Raw genomic sequence first — 21,764 nt, forward strand, 5'->3', positions numbered from 1 at the left:
CTGTCCCCCTTGTCGCTTGGCAGCCGGCCAACTGGCCTCGCTATTCCGCGCAGACCTCCAGTCGGACAGGTTCTGGCCGCCCGGCAGGGGCGGGGGGGCCTGGCCGCGCTTCTTCAAACCTGTCCGACTGTCGGACAGGTTTTCTCTGGGCGCCTCCGGCGGGGCCGTCCCCTGGGGGTTCTCATGTTCTCAAGCCTCTGGATGGGGACTGTGGCCGAAGGCGGATGGAGGCCCTTGGATGGCCGCGGGCTGGGCTCGTTCCTCTACACTGCGCCCGCTCATGCTCCGCTCCCTCTTCGTCCTCCTCTGCTGTCTGCCTGCCGGCGCGCTCGCGGCTTCCGAGTCCTGGCTTGTGACGACCGACCTTTGGGGCAACCCCGCCTATCAACTCCTCACGCTGGAGCGCGACGGGAAGCGACTCTCCGGTGAGCTGGATGGGGACGCGTTGACGGGGGAGCGCACGGGCAATGCCGTCCACTTCGTCGTCACGGACTCCCGCCAGAAGACCTACGTCTTCGACGGCAAGGTGAGCGGTGAGTCACTTCGCGGTACCGCGGACTACCCGGACAGCAACAACCCGAAGGCGCGGGCTTCCCATGCCTTCACGGCCCGACTGCTTCCCTCGCGCCCCTCGGGCGCTCCTCGCGTGCATGACTTCACGCCCACCTCCTGGTCCAACGAGTTCACCGCGCACCGCGCACCGGTGCTGACCGTCTGGCCGGGCGACACCGTGCGCACCTCGACGCTCGACTCCGGCGGCATGGACTCGAAGGGCGTCACCCGCGCCCTCTTCGGCAACCCGCAGACGGGCCCCTTCTTCATCGCCACCGCGAACCCGGGCGACACGCTGGCCATCCGCATCCGCCGCCTCACGTTGAACCGCACGTTCGCGGACAGCCTGGATGGCATCGTGGGCCGCGCGCTCACGCCAGGGCTCGCCGCGAAGGCGACGGAGCTGGGCAAGCCCGTGCGCTGGAAGCTCGACCCCGAGCGCGGCGTCGCGACCCCGGAGAACCCGACCGAGCGCCTGAAGGCCTTCACCGTGCCGCTGCGGCCCATGCTGGGCGGCCTGGCCGTGGCGCCCGGCTTCGGCTCCGCGCCCCTGTCCACCGGTGACACGGGCCGCTACGGCGGCAACATGGACTTCAACGAGATCGTGGCGGGCAACACCGTCTACCTGCCCGTGGCGCAGCCCGGCGCCCTCCTGTACTTGGGCGACGCCCACGCCGCGCAGGGTGACGGCGAGACCTCCCAGTACGCGCTGGAGACCTCCATGGACGTCGAGTTCACCGTGGACGTCCTGCACGGCAAGCCGCCGCCCGCTACGCCTCGCGTGGAGTCCCCCACGCACCTCATGACGCTGGGGCAGGGCGGTTCGCTGGACGACGCCCTGCGCTCCGCGACGCAGGGCATGACGCAGTGGCTGGAGCAGGACTACGGGCTCACCCTGTCGGAGAGCGCGCAGGTGCTGGGCAGCTCCGTGCAGTACGTCGTCGCGAACCTCGCCGGACGCAGCGTGGGCGTCGCCGCGAAGCTGGACAAGGCGCGGCTCCAGGCCCTCCGGCCCCCGGTGAAGTGAGCTGCATTCCCGGGGGAGGCCTGGGCCCCCGGAAAATGGGGCGGAAATGCCGTGTCGATTTCGCGGCCCCTCGTTCGACGTGGAGATGAACCCTCCCGGTGACCCGGGAGCACTTCTTCCTCCGAACAGGGAGCCTCCCATGGCCAGAAAGATCGCACTCGCCATCCTCGTCCTCGCCGTCGCGCTGGGCGCCTTCGTCGCCACCCGCCCGGACCGCTTCCGCATCGAGCGCAACGCGCACGTGGCCGCGCCCCCAGCCACCGTCTTCGCGCTGATCAACGACCTGCACCGGTTCGACACGTGGAACCCCTTCCGCTCCGAGCCCGGGCCCGGCGTGACCAAGGCCTTCGACGGGCCCAACGAGGGACCGGGCGCCAGCTTCGCCTATGCCGGCGGCGAGTCCGGAGATGGGCGCATGACCATCGTGGAGAGCCAGCCCGGCGCGCGCGTCGTCCTCAAGCTGGAGTTCTTCACGCCGTTCGAAGCCACGAACCAGGCCACCTTCACGCTCACCCCGGAGAACGGCGGCACCCGCGTGAGCTGGGCGATGGAGGGCGAGAACACCCTGATGGGCAAGGCGATGTCGCTCGTCGTGAACATGGACACGATGATCGGCAAGGAGTTCGAGCGGGGCCTCGCGAACCTGGACGCCACCGCGCGAGGCATCACCCCGCCTCCCAGCGCGAGCGCCCAGGCCGACGCGGCGGCGCCCGCCCCGGCGCTCTGAGGACGCGCCTCAGCCCTCCAGCGCCCGGTAGGCGGCCTTGGAGAACTCCAGGGACAGGGCCTCGTCGTCGGGGCCCTGCGCCCGCCGCTGCGTCAGGAGGAGGGCCGTCAGGTCCTGCCGGGGATCAATGAAGAAGATCGTGCCGTAACCGCCGCCCCAGCCGTAGCGGCCGGCCGTGGGCGAGACACCATCCGGCTTCGTGCACACGGCTCCGCCGAAGCCCCAGCCGGACGCATCCCAGAAGCCGGGGAAGAAGGGCGAGGCGGCCTTCTGCTCCTCCGGAATCTGGTCCGTCAGCAGCTCCTGGACGCTCGCGGAGGACAGCAGCCGGGTGTCCCCGGCCACGCCCTTGCTCAGCAGCATCCGGCAGAAGGCGAGGAGGTCATCGGCCGTGGACACGAGCCCTCCCTGGCCTCCTCCCGAGAGGAAGGCGGGGGGCCGTGACCAGTGGCTGTCCGCCGGGGTGTCCCACGCCTCCAGGCTCCCCGTGGCGTCGTCGCGCGCGTAGGCCGTCGTGAGCCGGTCGAGCTTCCGCGCGGGCACGGTGAACGCCGTGTCCTTCATGCCCAGGGGCCCGAAGAGCCGCTCGCGCAGGAAGTCGTCGAAGCGCATGCCCGACGCCCGCGCGACCAGCACGCCCAGGACCTCGTAGCCGGTGTGATAGGCCCACCGCTCTCCGGGCTGATGCATGAGCGGCAGCGCGCCCAGTCGCCGCATGAATTCATCGGGCGGATCCGTGAGCATGTGGAAGCCGGGCGCCACCCGGGCCTCGCTCATGGCCCGCTGGATGGGATGCGTTCCGGGCGGCGCCATCACCGCGCCCAGCCCCCACCGCAGCGTGAGCAGGTCGCGCACGGTGATGGCGCGCTTCGCGGGGACGGTGTCGTCGAGCGGGCCCTCGGGAGTGCGCAGGACGCGGCGGTCCGCCAGCTCCGGCAGCCACGGGTCGACGGCGCCGTCGAGCGGGAGCTTCCCATCCTCCACGAGCATCAGCGTGGCCACCGCCGTGATGGGCTTGGCCATGGACGCGAGCCGGAAGAGGCTGTCGCGCCGCATGGGCGGATCCGAAGGCGTGAGGCCCTGCGTGCCCAGCACGTCGACGTGCACGGTGTCCCCGCGAGCGACGAGGGCGACGACGCCGGGCAGGCCACCGCGCTCGACGTGGCCTCGCAGGGCGGACGTCATGTCGGCGAGCCGGGGAGGGGAGAGCGTGGCGGAGCGTTGGGACATGGCCTCGAGTCTAGACCCGCGAGTCCCGATACGTGAGGGCAGGCCCGCGCTCAGCGCTTCGCGAGGATGAAGGCCGTGACGGAATAGCGCTGGTGACCCCGGGCCTCGGACGTCCACTCGGTCACGCGGTGGGGGGCGCCCCTGGCGCGGAAGATGAACACCGAGTTGAAGAGCGGCGGGACGCGCATCATGTCCGCGTCCACTTCGGGATGCCGGAAGGTGAGGCCGCCGCCGAAGCGGTCCTCCCACGGGCGCGTGAAGTTGTAGACGACGGCGAGCCCCTCCTCGTCCGTGTCCGGTGCTTCGGGAAGGACTCGCCCACCTCCATGCGCGACACCTGCACCTGCCGCGTCTGCAGCGGCTCGGGCCAGCCCACCAGCGCGGCGTGGAAGGCCGCGCCGTCCGCGCTCTGGATCCACGCGCGGAAGTCCGTCAGGGCGGAGGGCTCCTGGTGGTGCAGCGGCCTCACGCGCCTTCGGGGTCAACTTGACCTTCTCGAAGACGTCGCGCACCTGGGTCTTCTGCTGGGGGCTCGGTTGGCTCGCGCCAGCGCCCTGGAGCGCCTTCTTGAGGGCCGGGGGGCCCACTGCCTTGCCCGCCGTGCTGGCGGTCTGCAGCGACGAGACGAAGCAAGGGTTATCGCCCCGCCCGGCCGGAGTTGCTTGATCCTCCGTGGATGAGAGCCCCGGGAGGGCGCCGCCTGGCCGCCCGTTGCCTTCCTTCCGGGGTGCGCGACCCAACCCTTGAAGACAAGGGGAGGACACCATGGCGCACCGAGACGACGGCCTGCTGGTTCGAGCGCTCGCGGAGTCCGTGCGGCCGCTCCAGGGGACGCACGAGGACTTCAGGCCCTTGATGGAGTTGGTGGGGGACGCGACGTGCGTGCTGATTGGCGAAGCGACCCACGGCACGCACGAGTTCTACCGGCTGCGCGCGCTCCTGACGCGGAGGCTCATCGAGGAGAAGGGCTTCAACGCCGTCGCGGTGGAGGCGGACTGGCCGGACGCGTACCGCATCAACCGCTACGTGCGGGCCATGGGCACGGACGTGGACGCGGTGGAGTCGCTCTCCGACTTCCAGCGCTTCCCCGCCTGGATGTGGCGCAACGCGGACGTGCTGGACTTCGCGGGCTGGCTGCGGACGCACAACGACCGCCACTCGCCCCGGGAGAAGGTCGGGTTCTACGGGCTGGACCTCTACAGCCTCCACGCCTCCATGGGCGCGGTGCTGAAGTACCTGGACCGGGCGGACCCCGAGGCCGCGAAGCGCGCCCGGCACCGCTACGCGTGCTTCGAGCACTTCGGGGAGGACCCCCAGGACTACGGCCACGCGACGTCGCTGGGCCTGTCGCCGGATTGCGAGCGGGAGGTCGTCGACCAGCTCCGCGAGCTGCAGCGGGAGCGCGAGGCCCTGCTGCGCCGGGATGGGTTCATCGCGGAGGACGCGCAGTTCGAGGCGGAGCAGAACGCGCGGGTCGTCCAGAACGCGGAGGAGTACTACCGGTCCATGTTCCGTGGACGCATCTCGTCCTGGAACCTGCGCGACACGCACATGGCGGACACGCTGGATACGCTGATGGGCTTCCTGCACCGGCGGCTGGGGGCCGCGCGGGTCGTGGTCTGGGCGCACAACTCCCACGTCGGGGACGCGCGCGCGACGGAGATGGGCGAGGCGGGCGAGGTGAACCTGGGCCAGTTGACGCGCCAGCGTCACCCGCGAGCGACCCGGCTCATCGGCTTCAGCACGTACCGGGGCACCGTCACCGCGGCCTCCAACTGGGGCGGCCCCGCCGAGCGCAAGCGGGTCCGTCACGGGCTGGCGGGAAGCTGCGAGTCCCTCTTCCATCAGGTCGGACTGCCCGGCTTCCTGCTGGACCTCCGCGACCTGGGAGAGGCCGCCGGAGCGCTCCGGGAGCGGCGCCTGCAGCGGGCCATCGGCGTCATCTACCGGCCCGACACGGAGCGCCGGAGCCACTACTTCCACACGCGACTGCCGGAGCAGTTCGACGCGATGCTGCACCTCGACGAGACGCGCGCGCTCGAACCGCTGGAGCGCACCGCCGGATGGGAGCGCGGTGAAGCGCCGGAGACCTACCCGACGGGCCTGTAGTCGCCACGCGGCCGCTCCGCGGTGACGGGCGTCGCGGCTATCTCCGTTGCCGGCTGGACGCCTTGCGGGTGGCCGCCGCCTTGCGAGCGGACGTCTTGCGGGCGGTGGCCGTGCGCTTGCGTGAGGCGCTCTTCGCCTGGGCGGACAGGGCCTGCTTGGAGGCCGCCTGACGGCCCTCCCGCTTCAGCGCGCCCTGCGTGGCCTTGCTCCGCTTCTTCGACGGTGCCCGGGGCTTGCGCTCCTGCCGGCCCGCCTCCAGGTCCTGCTTCGCCGAGCGTCGTGTCCGCGCGGAGGACTGCTCCTTCGTGGGGGGCTCCAGCGGGACGCCCGCGCGCCGCGCCTTCGACAGTCCGATGGCGATGGCCTGCTTCGAAGAGCGTGCGCCGTGCTCGCCTTCGCGAAGGTGCTCCAGTTCCTCGCGCACGAACCCACCCGCCGCGGTGCTGGGGCTCTTGCCCTCGCGCAGGTCCTTCTTCGCTCGTTCATCAGTCGCCTTGTCGGGGATGGCTTGCTCCCATTCGGGTTACGGTCCTGGCCCAAAGGTGCGGACGCTCCGCGCCCAGGCAAGCCGTGCCCCGTGTCCGGAGGGAGCCCCATGCGGTGGTGGTGTCTCACGCTGTTGCTTGCTTCCTGTTCGGCGCACCGGTCCTCCGGTGGTGGCGCGATGGAGGACGCGAACGCGCGGGACCTGCGCGCCCGCATCCACGAGGCCCGGGGTGAAGCGGCCGCCGGGTCCCGGCAGTGGAGCGTGGCGGCGGCGTCGTTCGCGCTCGCGCGGGCGTCGCGGGACTCACTCGCCGCGCAGTGGGGGCAGGGCCAGGCCGTGGACCGCGCCTCCACGCTGCGCTGGTCGAAGCGATTCCAGGGGTCGGTGCTCGCGCTGGCGTTCACCCCGGATGGCCGCGTGCTGGCGTCCGGGCACTACGACTCCGTCGTCCGGCTCTGGGACGTGGAGCGCGGCGAGCTGCTGGCGGAGCTCAAGGGCCACACGGCCGAGGTCCACGCCGTCGCCTTCTCGCCGGACGGCCGCTGGCTGGCTTCCGCGGGGCGGCCCGGCGAGCTCCGGGTCTGGGATTGGCGCCAGGGCCGGCTTCACCAGGTGATTGCCGGCCACTCAGACGTCGTGCTCGGGCTGGCCTTCTCTCCCGACGGCATGCGGCTGGCCTCCGGCGGTCTGGACAAGGCGGTGCGCGTCTGGGACCTCGAGACGGGCGCCGAACCGCTGCGCTTCGAGCACGACGACAACGTCATCGCCGTCGCCTTCTCCCCGGACGGCGGGCGGCTGCTGTCCACGAGCGCGGACCGGAGCGCGCGGGTCTGGGACCTGGGGGCTCGCAGGGAGGTCCACCGCCTCATGGGACATGGGGAGAAGGTGGAGGCGGGCGCGTTCTCCTCGGACGGACAGCGCATCATGACGGCGGCGGGCGACCGGGCCGTGCGCTTCTGGGACGCCCGCTCGGGACAGCTCACCGACGTGTTCCGCAACTCCGGCGACGTGTCCGTGGCCGCCATCGACGGCGGGTTCCAGCTCCTGGTCCAGGGCGGATGGGACGGGCGCGTGCAGCTCGTGGACGGCCAGGAGGGCCATGGCGGCGCGCTGCTGGAGCGGATGGATGCGCATCACGCCGCCGTGATGAGCGTGGCCCTGTCACCGGACGGGCGCACGTTCGCTTCGGGCGGGATGGACGGCGTGCTCGACGTGTGGCGCCGGCCGGAGGTCCCCGCGCAGGTGCTGCTTCGCGGCCCCGGCGTCTGGGTGGAGGCGCTCGCGTTCTCCCAGGACCGCGAGCTGCTGGCGGGCGGCGAGGACGGCTGGCGGCGGTGGCGCATCACGGAGGGAGGTGCCCTCCGCCAGGAGGAGGGCGGAGCGGAGTCCGCGGTGTCCCTGGCGGTGAGCCCGGACCGCGAGCGCGTCGGGGTGGGCACGCTGAAGGGGCGGGCGCTCGTGCTGGACGCGCGCTCGGGGCGGGTGCTGCTGGAGCTGCCAGGGGGGAGCGGCTCCGTGCGCGCGGTGGCCTTCAGCCCGGATGGCACCATGGTCGCGGTGGCGGGCGGTGCGGACATCCAGCTCTGGTCCGTGCCCGACGGCAGGCCCGTGGGACTGCTCCAGGGACACACGGACAAGGTCTGGGCCCTGGCCTTCGACAGCACGGGGCGCAGGCTCGCGTCGGGCGGCAAGGACCAGACGGTGCGGACGTGGGACGTGGAGCGGCGTCAGCCCCTCTTGCGGCTCGACATGGGCGAGCCCGTGCGCGCCGTGGTCTTCACTCCCTCCGAGCCCCACCTGGTGACGGCGGGGATGCGGCAGCCCGTCCGCGTCTGGGACGTGACGGAGGGCCGGCTATTGAAGACGCTGGGGGAAAAGGCCGTGGGCGTGCTGGCCCTGGCCGTGTCTCCGGATGGCCGCTTCCTGGCTTCGTCGGGCATGGAGCCGGAGGTGAAGGTCTGGGGGCTGCCCTCCGGCGAGCCGTTGGGGACGCTCACGGGCCAGCAGGGCTTCGTGGCGGCCCTGGCCTTCTCACCGGACGGCGCGCTCCTCGTCTCCGCGGCCTCCGACCGGACGCTCCAGGTGAACCGGTTCGACTCCATCGCGCATCCCGCCCCGGCGGGAGCGGGCATCGACGACCTGCTGCGCCGCTACGGGCTCGCCTGGGACGAGGCGCGGTTCCGGCTCACATCAGCCGCAGGAAGCGATTGAGGTCGCGGAACAACCAGAGGGGATTGCCGTGCCACACGGCCATCTCCAGCACCCCCGCCCAGGCGACGAGGCCCAGCCGCACCGCCGTGGGCCAGCGCGGAGCGCGCAGCACGCCCACGCACAACGGCACCAGCAGCAGCGCGGAGGCGTGCCACCAGTGGCGCGTGTCGATGACCGCGAGCAGCACGCCCAGCCCCACCGACGCGGTCACCAGCCCGTCCGCCCCGCGCCAGGACAGCGCCAGCGCCGCCGCGCTCAAGCCCATCACCAGGGCCACCGTGCCGGGCTCGCCCAGGATGGAGGGCGTCGCCGCGTCGGTCCGCGCGGCCAGCGGCGCCATCCACAGGAACGTGCGCACGCAGAGGACCCCCACCGCGGCGACCCCGAGCAGCGTGCCCCACGGCCACTGACGCACCGGCCGCCCGCGCACCCCACGCCACAGCGCCACGACGCCCACGGCGACGAGCACGAGCGCCCGGTAGTGCAGCAGCGCCGCGAGCGCCAGCCAGCGCAGCGCGACCACCGGCCGGTCCTTCGCGAGCGCCCCCAGGGCCAGCACCCCGCAGACGAGCCACGCGCCGTCGTACTGGCCGTGGAGCGCCAGCCGCATCAGCACCAGCCAGCAGAGGAACCCCACCGCCCAGCGGCTTCCCACAGGAAGCCCGTCCAGCAGCCGCAGCGCCGCGTAGAGCGCCACGTGCGCGAAGACCAGCAGGTACAGCAGGCACACCTGCCCGAAGGCCTGGGGCGACAGGGGGACCCACTCGCCCACGAGCGCCAGGGGCAGGAAGAGCACCAGCGCGCCGGGCGGATAGACGTACGGCACCTCCAGCCACTGGTCGATGGCCTGACGGTAGGGGACGCCCTCGCGAAGCTCGCCCAGCGGGGCGGTGTAGAGGGCCTGGAGCCCGCGATGCAGTCCCACCCAGACCGCGTACGGATGGCGCACGTGGTCCGTGTAGCCCTCCTTCAGCGTCCCCCGCGACGTCACCCCGGACAGGGGGACGGCGGAGAGCACCAGGAGCGACAGCAACGTGAGCAGCCCCCACCGCGCGGCGGGATGCCGGACGAGGATGCCGGGGCCTCCCATGACGTCAGGTGCCCGCCGCCGCCTCCGCGCTCCCGGCCGCCACGCGCGCGCGCAGGTCCTGCTTGAGGCCCAGCGAGAAGAGCACCAGGGTGAGCAGGTACACGGGTTCGATGAAGAAGAGCTGCGGGCCGCCCAGGGACAGGCCGTGGGTCTTCTTCTCGAAGAGGACGTGCGCGCCCACCACCATCGCGAAGCGGAACACCATCACGCCCACCGCGATGCCCGCGGCCGTCCCCGTGGGGAGCCGCGCGACGGCCTCCGCGGCGAGCAGCGTGGGCACCAGCGGCAGGGCCATGAGCAGGCCGGCGGTCCACTCCAGCGTCATGGCGTACACGGCCACCGCGGCCACCAGCAGGTGCGCGGCGGTCAGCGGCGTGCCGGGAACGCGCACCCAGCACAGCGGCACCAGCAGGGCGAACGTGAAGAGGTAGGCCCCCACGAAGTGGGCAGCGCGGCTGACCCCGTTCTCGTGCAGCGGCATCCAGGCGCGCATCTTGTCGGCGAAGCTCATGGGCCTCCACGGTAGGCCATCCGCGCCCGGGATGCCGCTCCCCGTGTGAAACCCGGGAGGCCGCCGCGCATCAGGGGGGCGCAACCTGTGGACCGCGACGTCCAATGACAAGGACGTGGACACGCCGGCCGTGGCGGCGGTGCTGGGCGCGCTCCAGGGCACGAACAAGACGTTCCTCTACACGAGCGGCGTCTGGGTGCACGGCCCCACGCAGGGCGTCGCCGCCGAGGACGCGCCGCTGAACGCGACCCCGCTGGTCGCGTGGCGCCCCGCCGTGGAGCAGCGCGCGCTGGGCACGCCGGGCGTGCGCGGCATCGTCATCCGCCCGGGCGTCGTCTACGGGCAGGGCACCGGCATCCCCGCCATGCTCACCGGCTCCGTGAAGGACCGGGGCGCCGTCACCTACGTGGGCACGGGGGAGAACCACTGGGCCGTGGTGTTCCTGGACGACCTGGCGGACCTCTATGTGCGCGCCGTGGAGAAGGCGCCCGCGGGCACCGTCCTCCTGGCCACGCAGGGCCCGGGCGTGAAGGTGAAGGACGCCGCGCAGGCCGCCAGTGAGGGCGCGGGCGTGGCCGGCAGGACGGCGGCGTGGCCCCTGGAGGAGGCCCGCAGGCAGTTCGGTCCGTTCGCGGACGCGCTGGCGTTGGATCAGCGCTTCACGTCGAAGAAGGCGGAGCAGCTCCTGGGCTGGGCGCCCAGGGGGCCGAGCCTCCTCGAGGAGCTGCGCACCGGCTCCTACGCGCGCCGCTGAAGGCAGGCGCCCGGCCGCGTTCAGCCCCGGGACGTCTTGAGCACCTTCGCGATGACGGCCGCGTCCGTCACGCGGTCGTACTTGAAGGGCTGCCCGGGCACCGCCTGGTAGCGGTAGACCGTGAAGGGCCCCTGGTCCTCGCTGGCGTGCTCCGGCACGAGCACCGCGAAGCTCTCCTGGCCCACGCCCACCATGTCGATGCAGCGCAGGCGCTCCGGCTTTCCGGCCGGGTCGCGCAGGGTGTAGACGTCGTCGATGCCGAAGCCGGCGACGCCTTCGACCTCGGGCTCCTCGGGAAGGTACTTGCGCAGCACGCCCAGCACCTGCTCCAGGTACTGGCGGGCCGCCGCGGGGGTCGCCGGCAGCTCCTGGCGCTTCGCCTCGTCGCGCACCAGCGACACCAGCGTCGGGGCCGGCAGGCGCGTGTCGGCGAGGACGGCCTCCAGCCCGTCGATGCCCGTGTACAGGGGGATGCTGTTGAAGCCCAGCGCGTGCCGGACCTGGTCCTCCACGTCGGACAGGGTCGAGTTGGGCGCGCAGTAGGCCTGCAGGAAGGTGCGGGCCTTCTCCAGCGGGGGCGCTTTCTTGAGGGCTTCCATGCGCGCCTTGAGCTCTTCGAAGCGCGCGCTTGTCTTGGGGTCGGCGGTCATCGGGAGTTCGCCTCAGGGACCAGGGAAGGCGGTCAATACCATCACCTGCGGCGGTGTGCCGTCGATGAGGCGCAGCCGGACGTTGTAGCTGCCCGCGTTCGCGGGGACGGCCGTGCGGTTGCCCGCCGAGTCCACGGCGGCCGTGAAGCCCTTGCCCACCGTCGTGCCGGGAGGCACGGGGATGTTGAGGTGGTCGCTGTGGCCGTACAGGGCCAGGTCCGTCTTGATGGTGTCCCAGTTGTCGGCCACGTACTTGTTGAGGGTGGCGTCCATGGTCGCGTCGCTGGACCACTGGAAGGAGTTGTTCTCCACCTTGCCCCAGCCGTCGCCCGTGGTGACGCGGCTCTCCAGGGTGCGCGCTCCCGGGGGCGCGTCCGCGATGTTCGTGGGCAGCGACGCGCCGTGCCGGTCGAGGGTGTGCGCGTTGTGGGCCGTGCCGTGCGCCGCGTCGTTGGCGGCCACGTTGAGCGTGGGGCCGTTCGGGAAGGCCTCGGCCAACTGCTGCTCGCGGATGACGCCGCGGCGGAGGATCTCCGTCTGGGCCCGCTCCGCGCGCAGCTTCGCCATCTGCTGCGATTCGATGGGGACCTTGTTCCCCGTCGACGGGTCCACCTGGGTGAAGACGGCCGGGTCCGCGTCCCGGTTGAGCTCGGCCTGGGTGCGGGTCTTCGGGTCGTAGGTGCGCTCCGAGTACACGCGGCGCCCCTCGGCCTGGCGGGCCTTGAACTGCTGCGGCGTCTCCGTCGCGGGGTTGCGCGGCCCGTTGATGGCGGCGTTCTCCGCGGCCGTCATGGGCACCTGCGGGGGCGGCGTCACCTGGCCCACGGTGTTCACCGTCGTGCCCACGCCCGCCCAGTCCGGCGTGGTGGCGCCCGGCGCGCCGTGCATGGCCACGGAGCCCGTGCCCGGCGTCAGCGAGTCCAGCCGCTTGGCGTGGAATTCAATCTGGAACTCCACGTTGGCGATGTCGCGCTGGAGCGCCGCGCGCTCGGCGACGGTGGCCGCGGTGGGCTTGCCGCTCATGCCCGCGATGCTGTCGTCGATGCGCTTCTGCGCCGCCTCCAGGCCGCCCAGGATGTTCTTGAGCTTCTGCACCTCCAGCTTGGACTCGAAGCCCTGCGTGCCGTAGCCCGGCGTGCGGGTGAGGGCCTGCTGGACGCGGTCCTTGAGCTGGCGGATCTGCCCGGTGGGCCCCTCGTACTTCTGGAGCAGGCGCGCCGTCTCCTGGTGCGCGGCGATGTCCGCGGGCGTGGCGTGCGGCCCCGCCTCGATGCGCACCTGGCCGTTGTCGTAGCGCACCTTCGTGGTGTTGCCCGGCAGGTCCGGGTTGTGGATGACCGGGATTTCGCGCGGCTTGATGAGGTCCGCGCCCTTGGCCAGGCCGCCGCTGACGACGCCGCCCGTCACCGCGCCCACGGTGCCGTCCGTCACCGCGCGGGTGGCCACGCGGCTGACGCCCGTGAGCGCGCCGTCCTTCCACGTCTCGGACTGGGTGGCCGCGTCCATGGCGCCGCCGGCCGCGCCGCCGTAGGCGCCTTCCTTGATGCCCTGCTTGATGGCGGTGCGCACGGTGCCTTCCGCGGTCTCGCGCACGGCCGTGCGGGCCACGGCCTCCGTGGCCTGGGTGGCCGCCACGCGCGTGCCGCCCGCGACGGCGGTGGCGCCCTTGCCCACGGGGATGACCGCCGTGCCGCCCTCCACGGCGCCGATGAGCGCCTGGCGGCTCAGGTCCTGCGCCCCGGCGGCGTCACCCTGGATGGCGGCGTACGTCACCGCGCGGGTGGTGGCGCCCACCGCCGCGTACCCGGCGATGGCCAGCGGCGTGGCCGCGCCGCCCGTGGCGACGACGGCCACGGTGGTCGCGGCGACGACGGCCACGGTGGCCGAGGTCTCCGCCAGCGAGTCCTTGGCGGACTGGAGCGCCTTCACGTCCTCCGTGGCGTAGCCCGTCAGCGTGTTCGCGCGCTGGGTGTCACCCGTCGCGATGGCCTGGTCGGCGCGGCCCAGGTTGCGGTCGAGGATGTCGTTGTCCGACTCGCCCTTGGTGAGGTGCTGGATGCCGTCCAGCAGGTCCACGCCGAAGCCGGACTCGTTCGCCTGGACCTCGCGCAGCCGCCGCACGCGCTCCTGCGCGGCGTGGGGGTCGTTGGGGTCGATGGCGCCCAGGTCGTAGTCCTGCTTGAGCAGCTCCAACTCGTCGCGGCCGTCCAGCTCGCCGTCCAGCTCCGCGCGCAGGTCCTTGCCGTACTTCTGCTGGTAGGCGGCGGCGATGGTGTCCAGCTCCGCCTTGGACTTGCCGCTCAGCTCGGAGCGGATGGCGTCCTCGTCCGTGCCCATGCCGTCCATGGCCAGGAACAGCCGCTCCGCGGAGGCCTCCGCCTGCCCCTTCGCGTCGTCCGCGGCGGGCGGGTTGAGCATGCGCAGCGTGACGTCCCGGTCGCCGCCGTCCCACTTGCGCACCTGGGCGTCCAGCGACTGGCCCGTCTGCTTCTGGTACTCGGCCTTGATGGCGTTGACCTGCTCCGGCGTCTTGCCCTGGAGGATGTCGCGCACGCCGCTCTCGTCCGCGCCGAAGAAGCCGCCCATGGCCTCGCGCAGCCGGGCCGCGTCCGCCTGCGCGGGGTTGCCCTGCATCAGGCCGACGGCGCGGTCGTACTCCTCGGTGGACAGCTCGTCCTTGAGCTTCGCCTTCAGGCCCTCGTCCTGCGCCAGCAGGGCGCGCTGCTCCGGCGTGGCCCGCTCCAGGCGCTCGAAGATGCGGCCCTCGTCGGTGCCCCAGCCGGCCATGTCCTCTTCCAGGCCGGCCTTGAGCGCCCGGGTCTCCAGCGCGGTGGCCTCCGCGGGCGTGGAGGCCTGGCCCGCGTCGAGCATGCTCCGGGCGCGCTCCAACTGCGCGCCGTTCATCTCCCGGCTCATGCGGGCCAGCAGCACGTCCTCGGGCTTCTGACCCGCCGGGGTGCCGCCGTGCATGTCCGCGTACTGCTGCGCGATGGCGTGGCGCTCCGCGGGCGAGCGCTTCTCCAGGATCTTCAGCATGTCCTCGTTGGAGCCGAAGACGCTGTCCATCTCGGACTGGAGGTTGACCGCGTCGCTCTTGGCGCCGTTGCCCTGGAGCAGGCCCTCCGCGCGCTGCAGGTCGGAGCCCCCCAGTTCGTCCCGGATCTTCGCGTCCAGGTTCTTGCCGTAGTGGTCCTGGTACGACTGGCGGATCATCGCGATCTGCTCGGGCGTCTTGCCCTCGAGCGTCTTGAAGATCTTGTCCTCGTCGGTGCCCCACCCGGTGAGGCCGCCGTCCATGGCCTCGCGCAGGGCGCTGGCGTCCTTGTCCGCCTGGGCCTGCGTGTACGCGGGCGCGGCCGGGGCGGGCGCGGGGGCCTGGGGGGCGGGCGGTGCGGGCGGGCCGGCGACGGTGTTGCGCGCCGTCGCGGCGTTCGCTACCGCGGCCGTGGCGGCGGCGGCGGCCGCCGTCCCCAGAGACGGTCCGGTCCGGGCCTGCGTGCCCTCGAAGCTGGAGCGGTCGCGAGGCGCGGGCTTGGGCTTGGGCGTGGGAGGAGGCGGCGGCGGAGGAGGGGGCTTGGGGGCCGGCGGCTGCTGCGGGAGCGTGCGCGGGAGGCCGTTGTTGCGAGGTCCGTCGATCGCCATCGTCTGTCTCCGAAGACTTCCATGCCCTCGGTGGGTCCAATACTGGCGCCCTGGAACCGCGGCGTCCCCCGCCACCGGGTGCAATCCTTTCCCCCATTATCGCATCAACCCGCCGCGGGTTGCCTGATGACCCAGGCGGACCGGAATTTCAGGTAGGCATTGGCCTACACTGTGCGGGTGGCGCGCAGGCGGGGCGGGGTGAAGGACAGCTCGCGGACCTGGAGCCGGGAGGTGGTGAAGCCGTCGAGGCGCTTGGGGGCGTCCGGCGTGCCGGCGCGGACGGCGACGTGGGACTCCACGTCCAGCTCCATGCGGACGGGCCACAGCCGGTCCAGGGAGAGCAGGCAGCCGCCGTGGCCCTTCGCCTCGGTGTGCATGGAGGTTTCGCCCTTCTCTCCCGGAGGCGGGCGGAGCGAGGCGGGGACGGGCTGGGGCGTGCGCGGCGTCTCCATCTGGAGGCGCAGGCCCACGGACTGGCCCTCCAGGGTGCGCAGCTCCACGCGCGTGTTCGCGCCGGTGAGGGCGCCGCTCCCCGCGCCCTTCTCCTCCCAGCGGGCGCCGACGCCCACGGGTTCGGCGGGCAGGAAGGTGCCCAGGTCCTTGAGCAGCCCCGCCATCTGCTGCATCTGGCCGCGCACGGGCGCGGCGAGGTCCGCGGGCAGCTTCCACTCGAAGCCGCTGGAGCGTCCGTTGGGGGCCACCTGGCCTTCGCCCTTCAGGCCGGGCAGGGGAGACAACTGCGCGCGCGCCGCCTCCACGGTGCGCGCGGGCGTGCGCGCGGCGACGAGCAGGTCCACCTCCTCCAGCGTGAAGCGGTAGCGCGCGCTGCCGTCCGGGAGCACGCGAAGCACCTCCACGGCCATCACCATCTGCACCCCCGGCATCGCGGGGCCGGGCTTGCTCCGGCCCGCGTCGCGAAGCGTGGTGGTGGTCTCCGACCGCATGCCGATGCGCTGCACCCCGCCGAACAGGGGGCGCAGCAGGAGGGGCTTCTGGGGGGCCTGACCGCGATGCAGGACGTGCATGGACCGCGACTCTAGCCTCGCCGCGCCGCTTGTGGATCCGGGCGGTGCCCCGGGGGACCTCCGGTGTCTGCGATTGCGCCTCGGGCCCTCACGGGACCCGCCGTGAAACACCGGTGCCGTGTCTATTTTTGTAGAGGGAGATTCCATGCAAAGCCAGACAGCGCCGTCTCAGCTCGCGAGCGTGTTTTTCCCAGGCAGCGAGAACGCAGCTCCGAGGGGCGAAACACGTCGCGGAGACAGGAGTGATTGTCTATAGACGCTTCGCCCAGGCCCGTCTGGAGGCAGCACTGAAGCACGCGCACCACAAGATCCTTCCAACTCACTCGGTGTATTGGTTCCTGGCGGGCCTGGCCTTGCTCTACGTGGAGGCGGCGGCGCTCCTGGAGCCCCTGGGCGTGCCCCTGCTTCCGCGCCCGTGGGGCCAGGACGTGCTCCGGAGCGGGTTCGGCTTCTCCCTGCTGCTCGTGGGCATCCCCTGCTGCATCTGGGTCCTGGGCTGGCGGGCCAACGACCTCTTCGTCTGGCTGATGGCGCCGCACACCCTGACGGTGGACGACGAGGGCCTGCGCGTCGGCGGCACGCGGATCCGGTGGCGGGACGTGCGGGAGATCACCGAGGTCTACGCGGACGACCGCGTCATCCTGCGCCACGCGGGGGGGACGCTGCGGCTGCGGCTGTACCTGTGGAGCGACCCGGACGTCCTGCACGACGCGGTGCTGGAGCAGGTCGTGTCGCGGCTGCTGGCGCGGGTGAGCCACCAGGTCTCCGCGGGGAAGCCGGTGCGCTTCGGACCGCTCGTGCTCAGCGACGTGGGGCTCATCCACCGCAGGAAGCTGTGGCGCTGGGACGACATCGAGAGCATCCGCCTCCAGGACGAGGTGGACCAGGGGCACGCGTCCCGCGAGCTGATCATCGTCGCCCAGGGCCGGCCCCGGAAGTTCGACGAAGCGAAGGTCATCAACGCGCCAGTCCTGCTGGCCTACCTGTCAGACCGGCTGGCCGGCTGACGCACCCACGGACATCCCGACATGGAAATCTACCGCTCCCCCCAGTCCAAGAAGCAGGCGGAGAAGCCGCGCGCCATCTACTACTCGCGGGGCAAGCTCATCGCGGGCGTGGTCATCTGGGTGCTGGCCACGGCCGGCTTCGGCGCGCTCACCGTGCGCGCGCTCCCGGTGAGCAACCTGTGGATCGCCGTCGCGCTCATCACCCTGGCCGCGGCGTGGATGCTGTTCAACTGCATCCGCGGGCTGGGGAGGCTGGACCGCCCGGTGCTGCTCATCGGCCGGGACGGCATCCGCTTCCCGGATGGCGTGCTCATCGCCTGGGGGGACATGCAGGAGAACGTCTATTACTCCCAGTCCTACATGGGCCTGCCCATCCTCAAGATGGTGCAGATCAAGACCACGCTCGCGAAGCCCCGCGTGAAGAAGCTGCGGGTCGCCGCGCTCGCCATGGACAGCGACGAGTACATGGCGCTCTGTGACAGCTACAGCCAGGGCGGCGGGGCGCCCGCCGCGCGCTGACCGGAGCGGGTTGCGCGCTCAGCGCAGCGGGGGGCGCAGCACGAGCACGGGCCGGCGGCTCAGGGAGAGCACCTTGCGCGCCACCGACCCGAGCACGGCCTCCCTGACACCTCCGTGGCCGCGCGAGCCCAGGCAGAGCAGCTCCGCGTCCATCCGCTCCGCGGCCTGCACGAGCGCGAGCGCCACGTCCTCGCCGTGGAGGACCTCCAGCCGGGTGGTGACGTCCCGGGCATCCAGTCCCCTGGGGACGCGCTCCATCAGGCGCTGCTTCAGGTCGCGGTGGAGGTCCGCCCCCGCGCGCTCGGGGATCACCGTCACCAGGTGCACCTCCGCGCCCGCGGGCGCCAGCGCGAAGGCGAAGGGGATGGCCTCGTCCGCGAGCGGCGACAGGTCCGTGGCCACCAGCAGCCGCCGCACCTGGGGCAGCGGGACCTCGCCCCGGGAGGCCGCGGGGCTCACCGGCACCACCGCCGCGGACATGGGCGCGAGCCGCAGGGCGTGGTGCGCCACCGAGGCCAGGTTGCCCAGGGCGTTGTGCGGGTGCGTGCCCACCACGAGCAGGTCCACCTCCTGCTCGCGGGCCAGGTCCACCAGGTGGTCCGCGGCGCGGCCCGCCGCCATGCGCAGGTGCACGCGCGGCGCGGTGCCGTGGCCCGTGTCCGCCAGCGCGGCCACCTCGCGGTGGAGCACGGCCTCGATGCGGGGGGCCACCTCGTCCAGGTTCATGGGGGTGGGCAGGCCCAGGCGCCGGCACTGCTCGAAGGCGTAATAGACATGCCCCGCCAGCAGCTCGATGGGGCCGTCCGCGCCCAGCTCCTCCAGCCAGCGCCGGGCGGCCTCGCTGCCGCGTGAGCGGTCCACCCCGAACATCACGCGCAGGGGGCGCTCCCCCTGGAGCCAGGCCTTGAAGGGGGCGGCGTCACGCACCCGCAGGAGCGGCACCGAGCAGTTGCGCGCGATGCGCTCCAGGCTGACGCCCGACCCCAGGCCGGCGGGCTCGTCGCGGGGCGTCCCCACCACCAGCAGCCGCGCCTCGTGCGCGTCGCAGAAGACGGCCAGGGCTCGCGAGGAGCCGCTCTCCAGCAGGGAGGACTCCACCCGCGCCCCCAGCGGCTCCAGGCGCCGGGTCTCCTCGCGCAGCAGCGCCCGCAGGCCTTCGCGCACGGGCTCGGCCGCGACCCGGAGCTGATCCGGGTGGACCTGGTGGACGAGCCAGAGCGGCTGGCCGCGGCGGGCGGCGATGCGCGCGGCGACCTCCGCGGCCTGACGGGAACCTTCGGAGAGGTCGGTTGCGCAGAGGATGGCCATGGCTGGGCTCCGGACGGGGGGAAGGCGCCACACCGGGGCGTTCCGGTGGGAGGCTCGCGCTGGGAGCGCGACCCGCTGTGGGCTCCAGGCCTCTTCAGGATGCGTGCCGTGCCGTTTCCCTCTGGCGTCCCCGGCCCGGCCCGCGCAAGGGTTGCGGCGCCCGGAGGCGCGGGCGCAAAAGCTGCGCCTCCCGGGGGACCCGGCCCACGTCTCCCTTGACGGCATGGGCTTCGCAACCCGGTGGCGCATCCCTGGCGCAGGAGCAACTGTCATGACCCTCCATGGTTGGCTGGACCCCGAGCGAGGCCACCGCGTAACGCGCCGTGGCGCGTGTGGCCACCGCGTAGGGGGCCGTGGTGGGCATGGCGCCTGTGGCCACCGCGTAACGCGCCGTGGCGCGCGGGCGGTGTCCCGATGAGCGCGGTGGATGGCGCGGCGGCGGCGGCGGTGGTGGTGACTCCGGAGCCGCGCTGGGGCCTGGACCGGCGGGAGGCCGAGGCGCGCCTGCGCCGGTACGGGCCCAACACCCTGACGCGCGAGCAGCCCCGCTCCGCCTGGCTCTTCCTGGGCCGCCAGTTCCGCTCCGGCATGGTGTGGCTGCTGCTGGGCGCGTGCGGCGTGGCGGCGCTCCTGGGCGAGGGCGCGGACGCGGTGGCCATCGCCACCATCGTGGTGCTCAACGCGCTGGTGGGCTTCCTCCAGGAGTACCGCGCGGACCGCGCCGTGCTGGCCCTGCGCGCCCTCACCGCTCCCAGCGCGCGGGTGCTGCGCGACGGGGTGAGCGCCGTCATTCCGGCGTCCCAGGTGGTGCCGGGGGACGCGCTGGTGCTGGAGGCGGGGGACGTGGTGGCGGCGGACGCGCGGCTGCTCTCCGCGCATGCGCTGCTCACGCTGGAGGCGGCGCTCACGGGGGAGAGCACCCCGGTGGACAAGCAGGTGGGCGCGCTGCCGGACTTCACCCCGCTGGCCGAGCGCAAGGACCGCGTCTTCATGGGGACCTCCGTGGCGGCGGGCACGGCGGTGGCCGAGGTGACGGCCACCGGCATGGACACGGAGCTGGGCCGCATCGCGCACCTGGTGCGCACGGCGCAGGAGCCCCAGACGCCGCTGCAACAGCGCCTGGAGGGCGTCACCCGCATGCTGCTGGTGCTGTGCGTGGCCGTGGGCGCGCTGGTGGCGGGCCTGGGGCTGGCGCGGGGACAGGCGGGGGTGGAGCTGTTGCTCGCGGCGGTGGCGCTCGCGGTCGCGGCGGTGCCGGAGGGCCTGCCCACCGTGGTGACGCTCGCGCTCGCCGTGGGCGTGCAGCGGATGGTGAAGGGGCACGTGCTCGTGCGGCGGATGCAGGCGGTGGAGGCGCTGGGGGCCGCCACCGTCATCTGCACGGACAAGACGGGCACGCTCACCCAGGGAATCATGGAGGTGCGCGAGGTGTGGCCCCCGGAGTCCACGCAGCGCGTGCTGGAGGTGGCGGCGGCGTGCTGTGACGCGGAGCTGGGGCAGGGGAAGGAGGCCGGCGCCGGGGACCCCACGGAGCTGGCGCTGCTCGCGGCGGCGCGAGCCCGGGGCGTGGAGCGTTCGGACGTGGAGCGCGAGCGCCCCCGGGTGTCGGAGCAGCCCTTTGATTCGGAGCGGCGGCGCATGAGCGTCCTGCGCTCGGACGGCGTGCTCTACGTGAAGGGCGCGCTGGAGGCGCTCCTCCCGCTATGCCGGCAGGTGCCTCCGGGCGTGGCGGAGGCCCTGGCCGCGCTGGCGGGGCGCGCCCTGCGCGTGCTGGCCGTGGCGGAGGGGCGGGGGCCGGACGAGCGGGACCTCACGCTGGTGGGGCTGGTGGGGCTCGCGGATCCGCCCCGGCCCGAAGCGGTGGAGGCCGTGCGCGCGGCGCGCGAGGCCGGGGTGCGCACGGTCATGATCACCGGCGACCACCCCGCCACGGCCCTGGCCATCGCGAGGGAGCTGGGCCTCTTGCGCGAGGGCGAGTCGCCGGAGGGCACCGTGCACGCGCGGGCGACCGCGGAGGAGAAGCTCCACATCGTGCGCGGGTGGAAGGCGCGCGGAGAGGTGGTCGCCATGACGGGCGACGGCGTGAACGACGCGCCCGCCCTGCGCGAGGCGCACATCGGCATCGCCATGGGCCGCACCGGCGCGGAGGTCACCCGCGAGGCGTCCGACCTCATCCTCACGGACGACAACTTCGCGAGCATCGTGGCGGCCGTGCGCGAGGGGCGCGGCATCTACGAGAACATCCGCAAGACGCTCGTCTACCTGCTGGCGGGCAACGCCGGCGAGCTGGTGCTGATGCTCGGCGCGTCGCTGCTGGGGCTGCCCCTGCCGCTGCTGCCGCTGCACCTGCTCTGGGTGAACCTCGTCACCGACGGACTGCCGGCCCTGGCGCTGGTCATGGACCCCGCCCCGCCGGACGTCATGCGGCGGCCGCCCCGGCGGCCGGAGGAGCCCATGCTGGGCCGGCGGGAGTGGGCGGCGGTGCTGGCCACCGGCCTGCTGGACGCCACCGTCACGCTGGGCACCTTCCTCTGGGCGCTCGAGCACCTGTCGCTGGAGGAGGCGCGCACCCTGACGTTCACCGTGCTGGTGTTCTGCCAGGTGCTTCGCGCCTTCGCCGCGCGCAGCGCCGGGATGCTCCACTGGGAGGTCGGGTCGTTCACCAACCGGGCCCTGCTCGCGGTGGCCGCCGGCACGCTGGCCCTCCAGGTCGCCCTGCCGGAGGTGCCCATGCTCGCCGCGTTCTTCTCGCTCGTCCCGCTCACCGCCGCGCACCTCGTGGGCGCCCTGGGCCTGGGGCTCATCCCGGTGAGCGTGCTGGAGCTGCGCAAGCTGGTGCCGCGCGGCAGGGCGTGGAGCCGTGGCCGGACCGATGCCCAGGTTTGACGTCACCCCATGGGATGGGGCGCCCCATC

The 21,764-nt window shown here is 73.0% G+C and carries 17 protein-coding genes; 8 read left to right on the plus strand and 9 right to left on the minus strand.

The window, feature by feature from the left end; translation table 11 throughout:
- Positions 1–352: 352 nt before the first annotated feature.
- Positions 353–1,579: an acetamidase/formamidase family protein gene (locus tag K8556_RS36600; protein ID WP_223744766.1), complete on the plus strand. Its 1,227-nt coding sequence runs from the start codon at positions 353–355 to the stop codon at positions 1,577–1,579.
- A gap of 139 nt (positions 1,580–1,718) precedes the next feature.
- A complete protein-coding gene (locus K8556_RS36605) occupies positions 1,719–2,306 on the plus strand; it encodes an SRPBCC family protein (protein WP_223744767.1) in 588 nt (195 codons plus the stop codon).
- 9 nt (positions 2,307–2,315) lie between these two features.
- On the opposite strand, the gene K8556_RS36610 is transcribed toward K8556_RS36605, so the two are convergent.
- Both K8556_RS36610 and K8556_RS39910 read right to left on the minus strand, forming a co-directional pair.
- Complete coding sequence (locus tag K8556_RS36610; protein WP_223744768.1) at positions 2,316–3,536, minus strand: serine hydrolase; 1,221 nt, start codon at positions 3,534–3,536, stop codon at positions 2,316–2,318.
- 50 nt (positions 3,537–3,586) lie between these two features.
- Complete coding sequence (locus tag K8556_RS39910) at positions 3,587–4,303, minus strand: 2OG-Fe(II) oxygenase (RefSeq protein WP_370640027.1); 717 nt, start codon at positions 4,301–4,303, stop codon at positions 3,587–3,589.
- Between K8556_RS39910 and K8556_RS36625 the strand changes: the two genes are divergently transcribed.
- Positions 4,302–5,645: an erythromycin esterase family protein gene (locus K8556_RS36625; RefSeq protein WP_223744771.1), complete on the plus strand. Its 1,344-nt coding sequence runs from the start codon at positions 4,302–4,304 to the stop codon at positions 5,643–5,645. The genes K8556_RS39910 and K8556_RS36625 overlap by 2 nt on opposite strands.
- Before the next feature lie 37 nt (positions 5,646–5,682).
- Here K8556_RS36625 and K8556_RS36630 read toward each other — a convergent pair whose 3' ends face one another.
- Positions 5,683–6,069, minus strand: coding sequence for a DUF6496 domain-containing protein (locus K8556_RS36630; RefSeq protein ID WP_223744772.1), 387 nt, complete (start codon positions 6,067–6,069; stop codon positions 5,683–5,685).
- A 171-nt stretch (positions 6,070–6,240) separates the two neighbouring features.
- Between K8556_RS36630 and K8556_RS36635 the strand changes: the two genes are divergently transcribed.
- Positions 6,241–8,343 (plus strand): WD40 repeat domain-containing protein, encoded by a 2,103-nt coding sequence (locus K8556_RS36635; RefSeq protein WP_223744773.1) that lies wholly within the window; start codon positions 6,241–6,243, stop codon positions 8,341–8,343.
- On the opposite strand, the gene K8556_RS36640 is transcribed toward K8556_RS36635, so the two are convergent.
- Together K8556_RS36640 and K8556_RS36645 are read right to left on the minus strand one after the other, a co-directional pair.
- Positions 8,318–9,433 carry a hypothetical protein gene (locus K8556_RS36640; protein WP_223744774.1) on the minus strand — a complete coding sequence of 372 codons (1,116 nt, stop codon included), beginning with the start codon at positions 9,431–9,433 and terminating at the stop codon, positions 8,318–8,320. The genes K8556_RS36635 and K8556_RS36640 overlap by 26 nt on opposite strands.
- 4 nt (positions 9,434–9,437) lie before the next feature.
- Positions 9,438–9,944, minus strand: coding sequence for an Mpo1-like protein (locus K8556_RS36645; RefSeq protein ID WP_223744775.1), 507 nt, complete (start codon positions 9,942–9,944; stop codon positions 9,438–9,440).
- 115 nt (positions 9,945–10,059) lie between these two features.
- Here K8556_RS36645 and K8556_RS36650 point away from each other — a divergent pair, with 115 nt between their 5' ends.
- On the plus strand, positions 10,060–10,698 hold the full coding sequence (locus tag K8556_RS36650) for an NAD-dependent epimerase/dehydratase family protein (protein WP_223744776.1): 639 nt from the start codon (positions 10,060–10,062) through the stop codon (positions 10,696–10,698).
- A 20-nt stretch (positions 10,699–10,718) separates the two neighbouring features.
- Here the strand turns inward: K8556_RS36650 and K8556_RS36655 are convergent, their stop codons facing one another.
- The 3 genes from K8556_RS36655 to K8556_RS36665 all read right to left on the minus strand — a co-directional run bounded on the left by K8556_RS36655 (position 10,719) and on the right by K8556_RS36665 (position 16,015).
- Positions 10,719–11,348 (minus strand): hypothetical protein, encoded by a 630-nt coding sequence (locus K8556_RS36655; RefSeq protein WP_223744777.1) that lies wholly within the window; start codon positions 11,346–11,348, stop codon positions 10,719–10,721.
- Positions 11,349–11,360: 12 nt separating this feature from the next.
- Complete coding sequence (locus K8556_RS36660; protein WP_223744778.1) at positions 11,361–14,990, minus strand: annexin; 3,630 nt, start codon at positions 14,988–14,990, stop codon at positions 11,361–11,363.
- Positions 14,991–15,154: 164 nt separating this feature from the next.
- On the minus strand, positions 15,155–16,015 hold the full coding sequence (locus tag K8556_RS36665) for a hypothetical protein (RefSeq protein WP_223744779.1): 861 nt from the start codon (positions 16,013–16,015) through the stop codon (positions 15,155–15,157).
- Positions 16,016–16,257: 242 nt separating this feature from the next.
- On the opposite strand from K8556_RS36665, the gene K8556_RS36670 reads away from it, so the two are divergent.
- Both K8556_RS36670 and K8556_RS36675 read left to right on the plus strand, forming a co-directional pair.
- Entirely contained in the window at positions 16,258–17,022 is a 765-nt protein-coding gene (locus tag K8556_RS36670; protein WP_223744780.1) for a hypothetical protein, read from the plus strand.
- Between the two features lie 21 nt (positions 17,023–17,043).
- Complete coding sequence (locus K8556_RS36675; protein WP_223744781.1) at positions 17,044–17,541, plus strand: hypothetical protein; 498 nt, start codon at positions 17,044–17,046, stop codon at positions 17,539–17,541.
- A gap of 18 nt (positions 17,542–17,559) precedes the next feature.
- Here K8556_RS36675 and K8556_RS36680 read toward each other — a convergent pair whose 3' ends face one another.
- Entirely contained in the window at positions 17,560–18,849 is a 1,290-nt protein-coding gene (locus K8556_RS36680) for a universal stress protein (RefSeq protein ID WP_223744782.1), read from the minus strand.
- A 414-nt stretch (positions 18,850–19,263) separates the two neighbouring features.
- On the opposite strand from K8556_RS36680, the gene K8556_RS36685 reads away from it, so the two are divergent.
- Positions 19,264–21,735, plus strand: coding sequence for a cation-translocating P-type ATPase (locus tag K8556_RS36685; RefSeq protein WP_223744783.1), 2,472 nt, complete (start codon positions 19,264–19,266; stop codon positions 21,733–21,735).
- The last annotated feature ends 29 nt before the right edge of the window (positions 21,736–21,764 follow it).

Origin of the sequence: Corallococcus sp. AS-1-12, from assembly GCF_020036995.1 — a bacterium.
Lineage (GTDB): Bacteria > Myxococcota > Myxococcia > Myxococcales > Myxococcaceae > Corallococcus.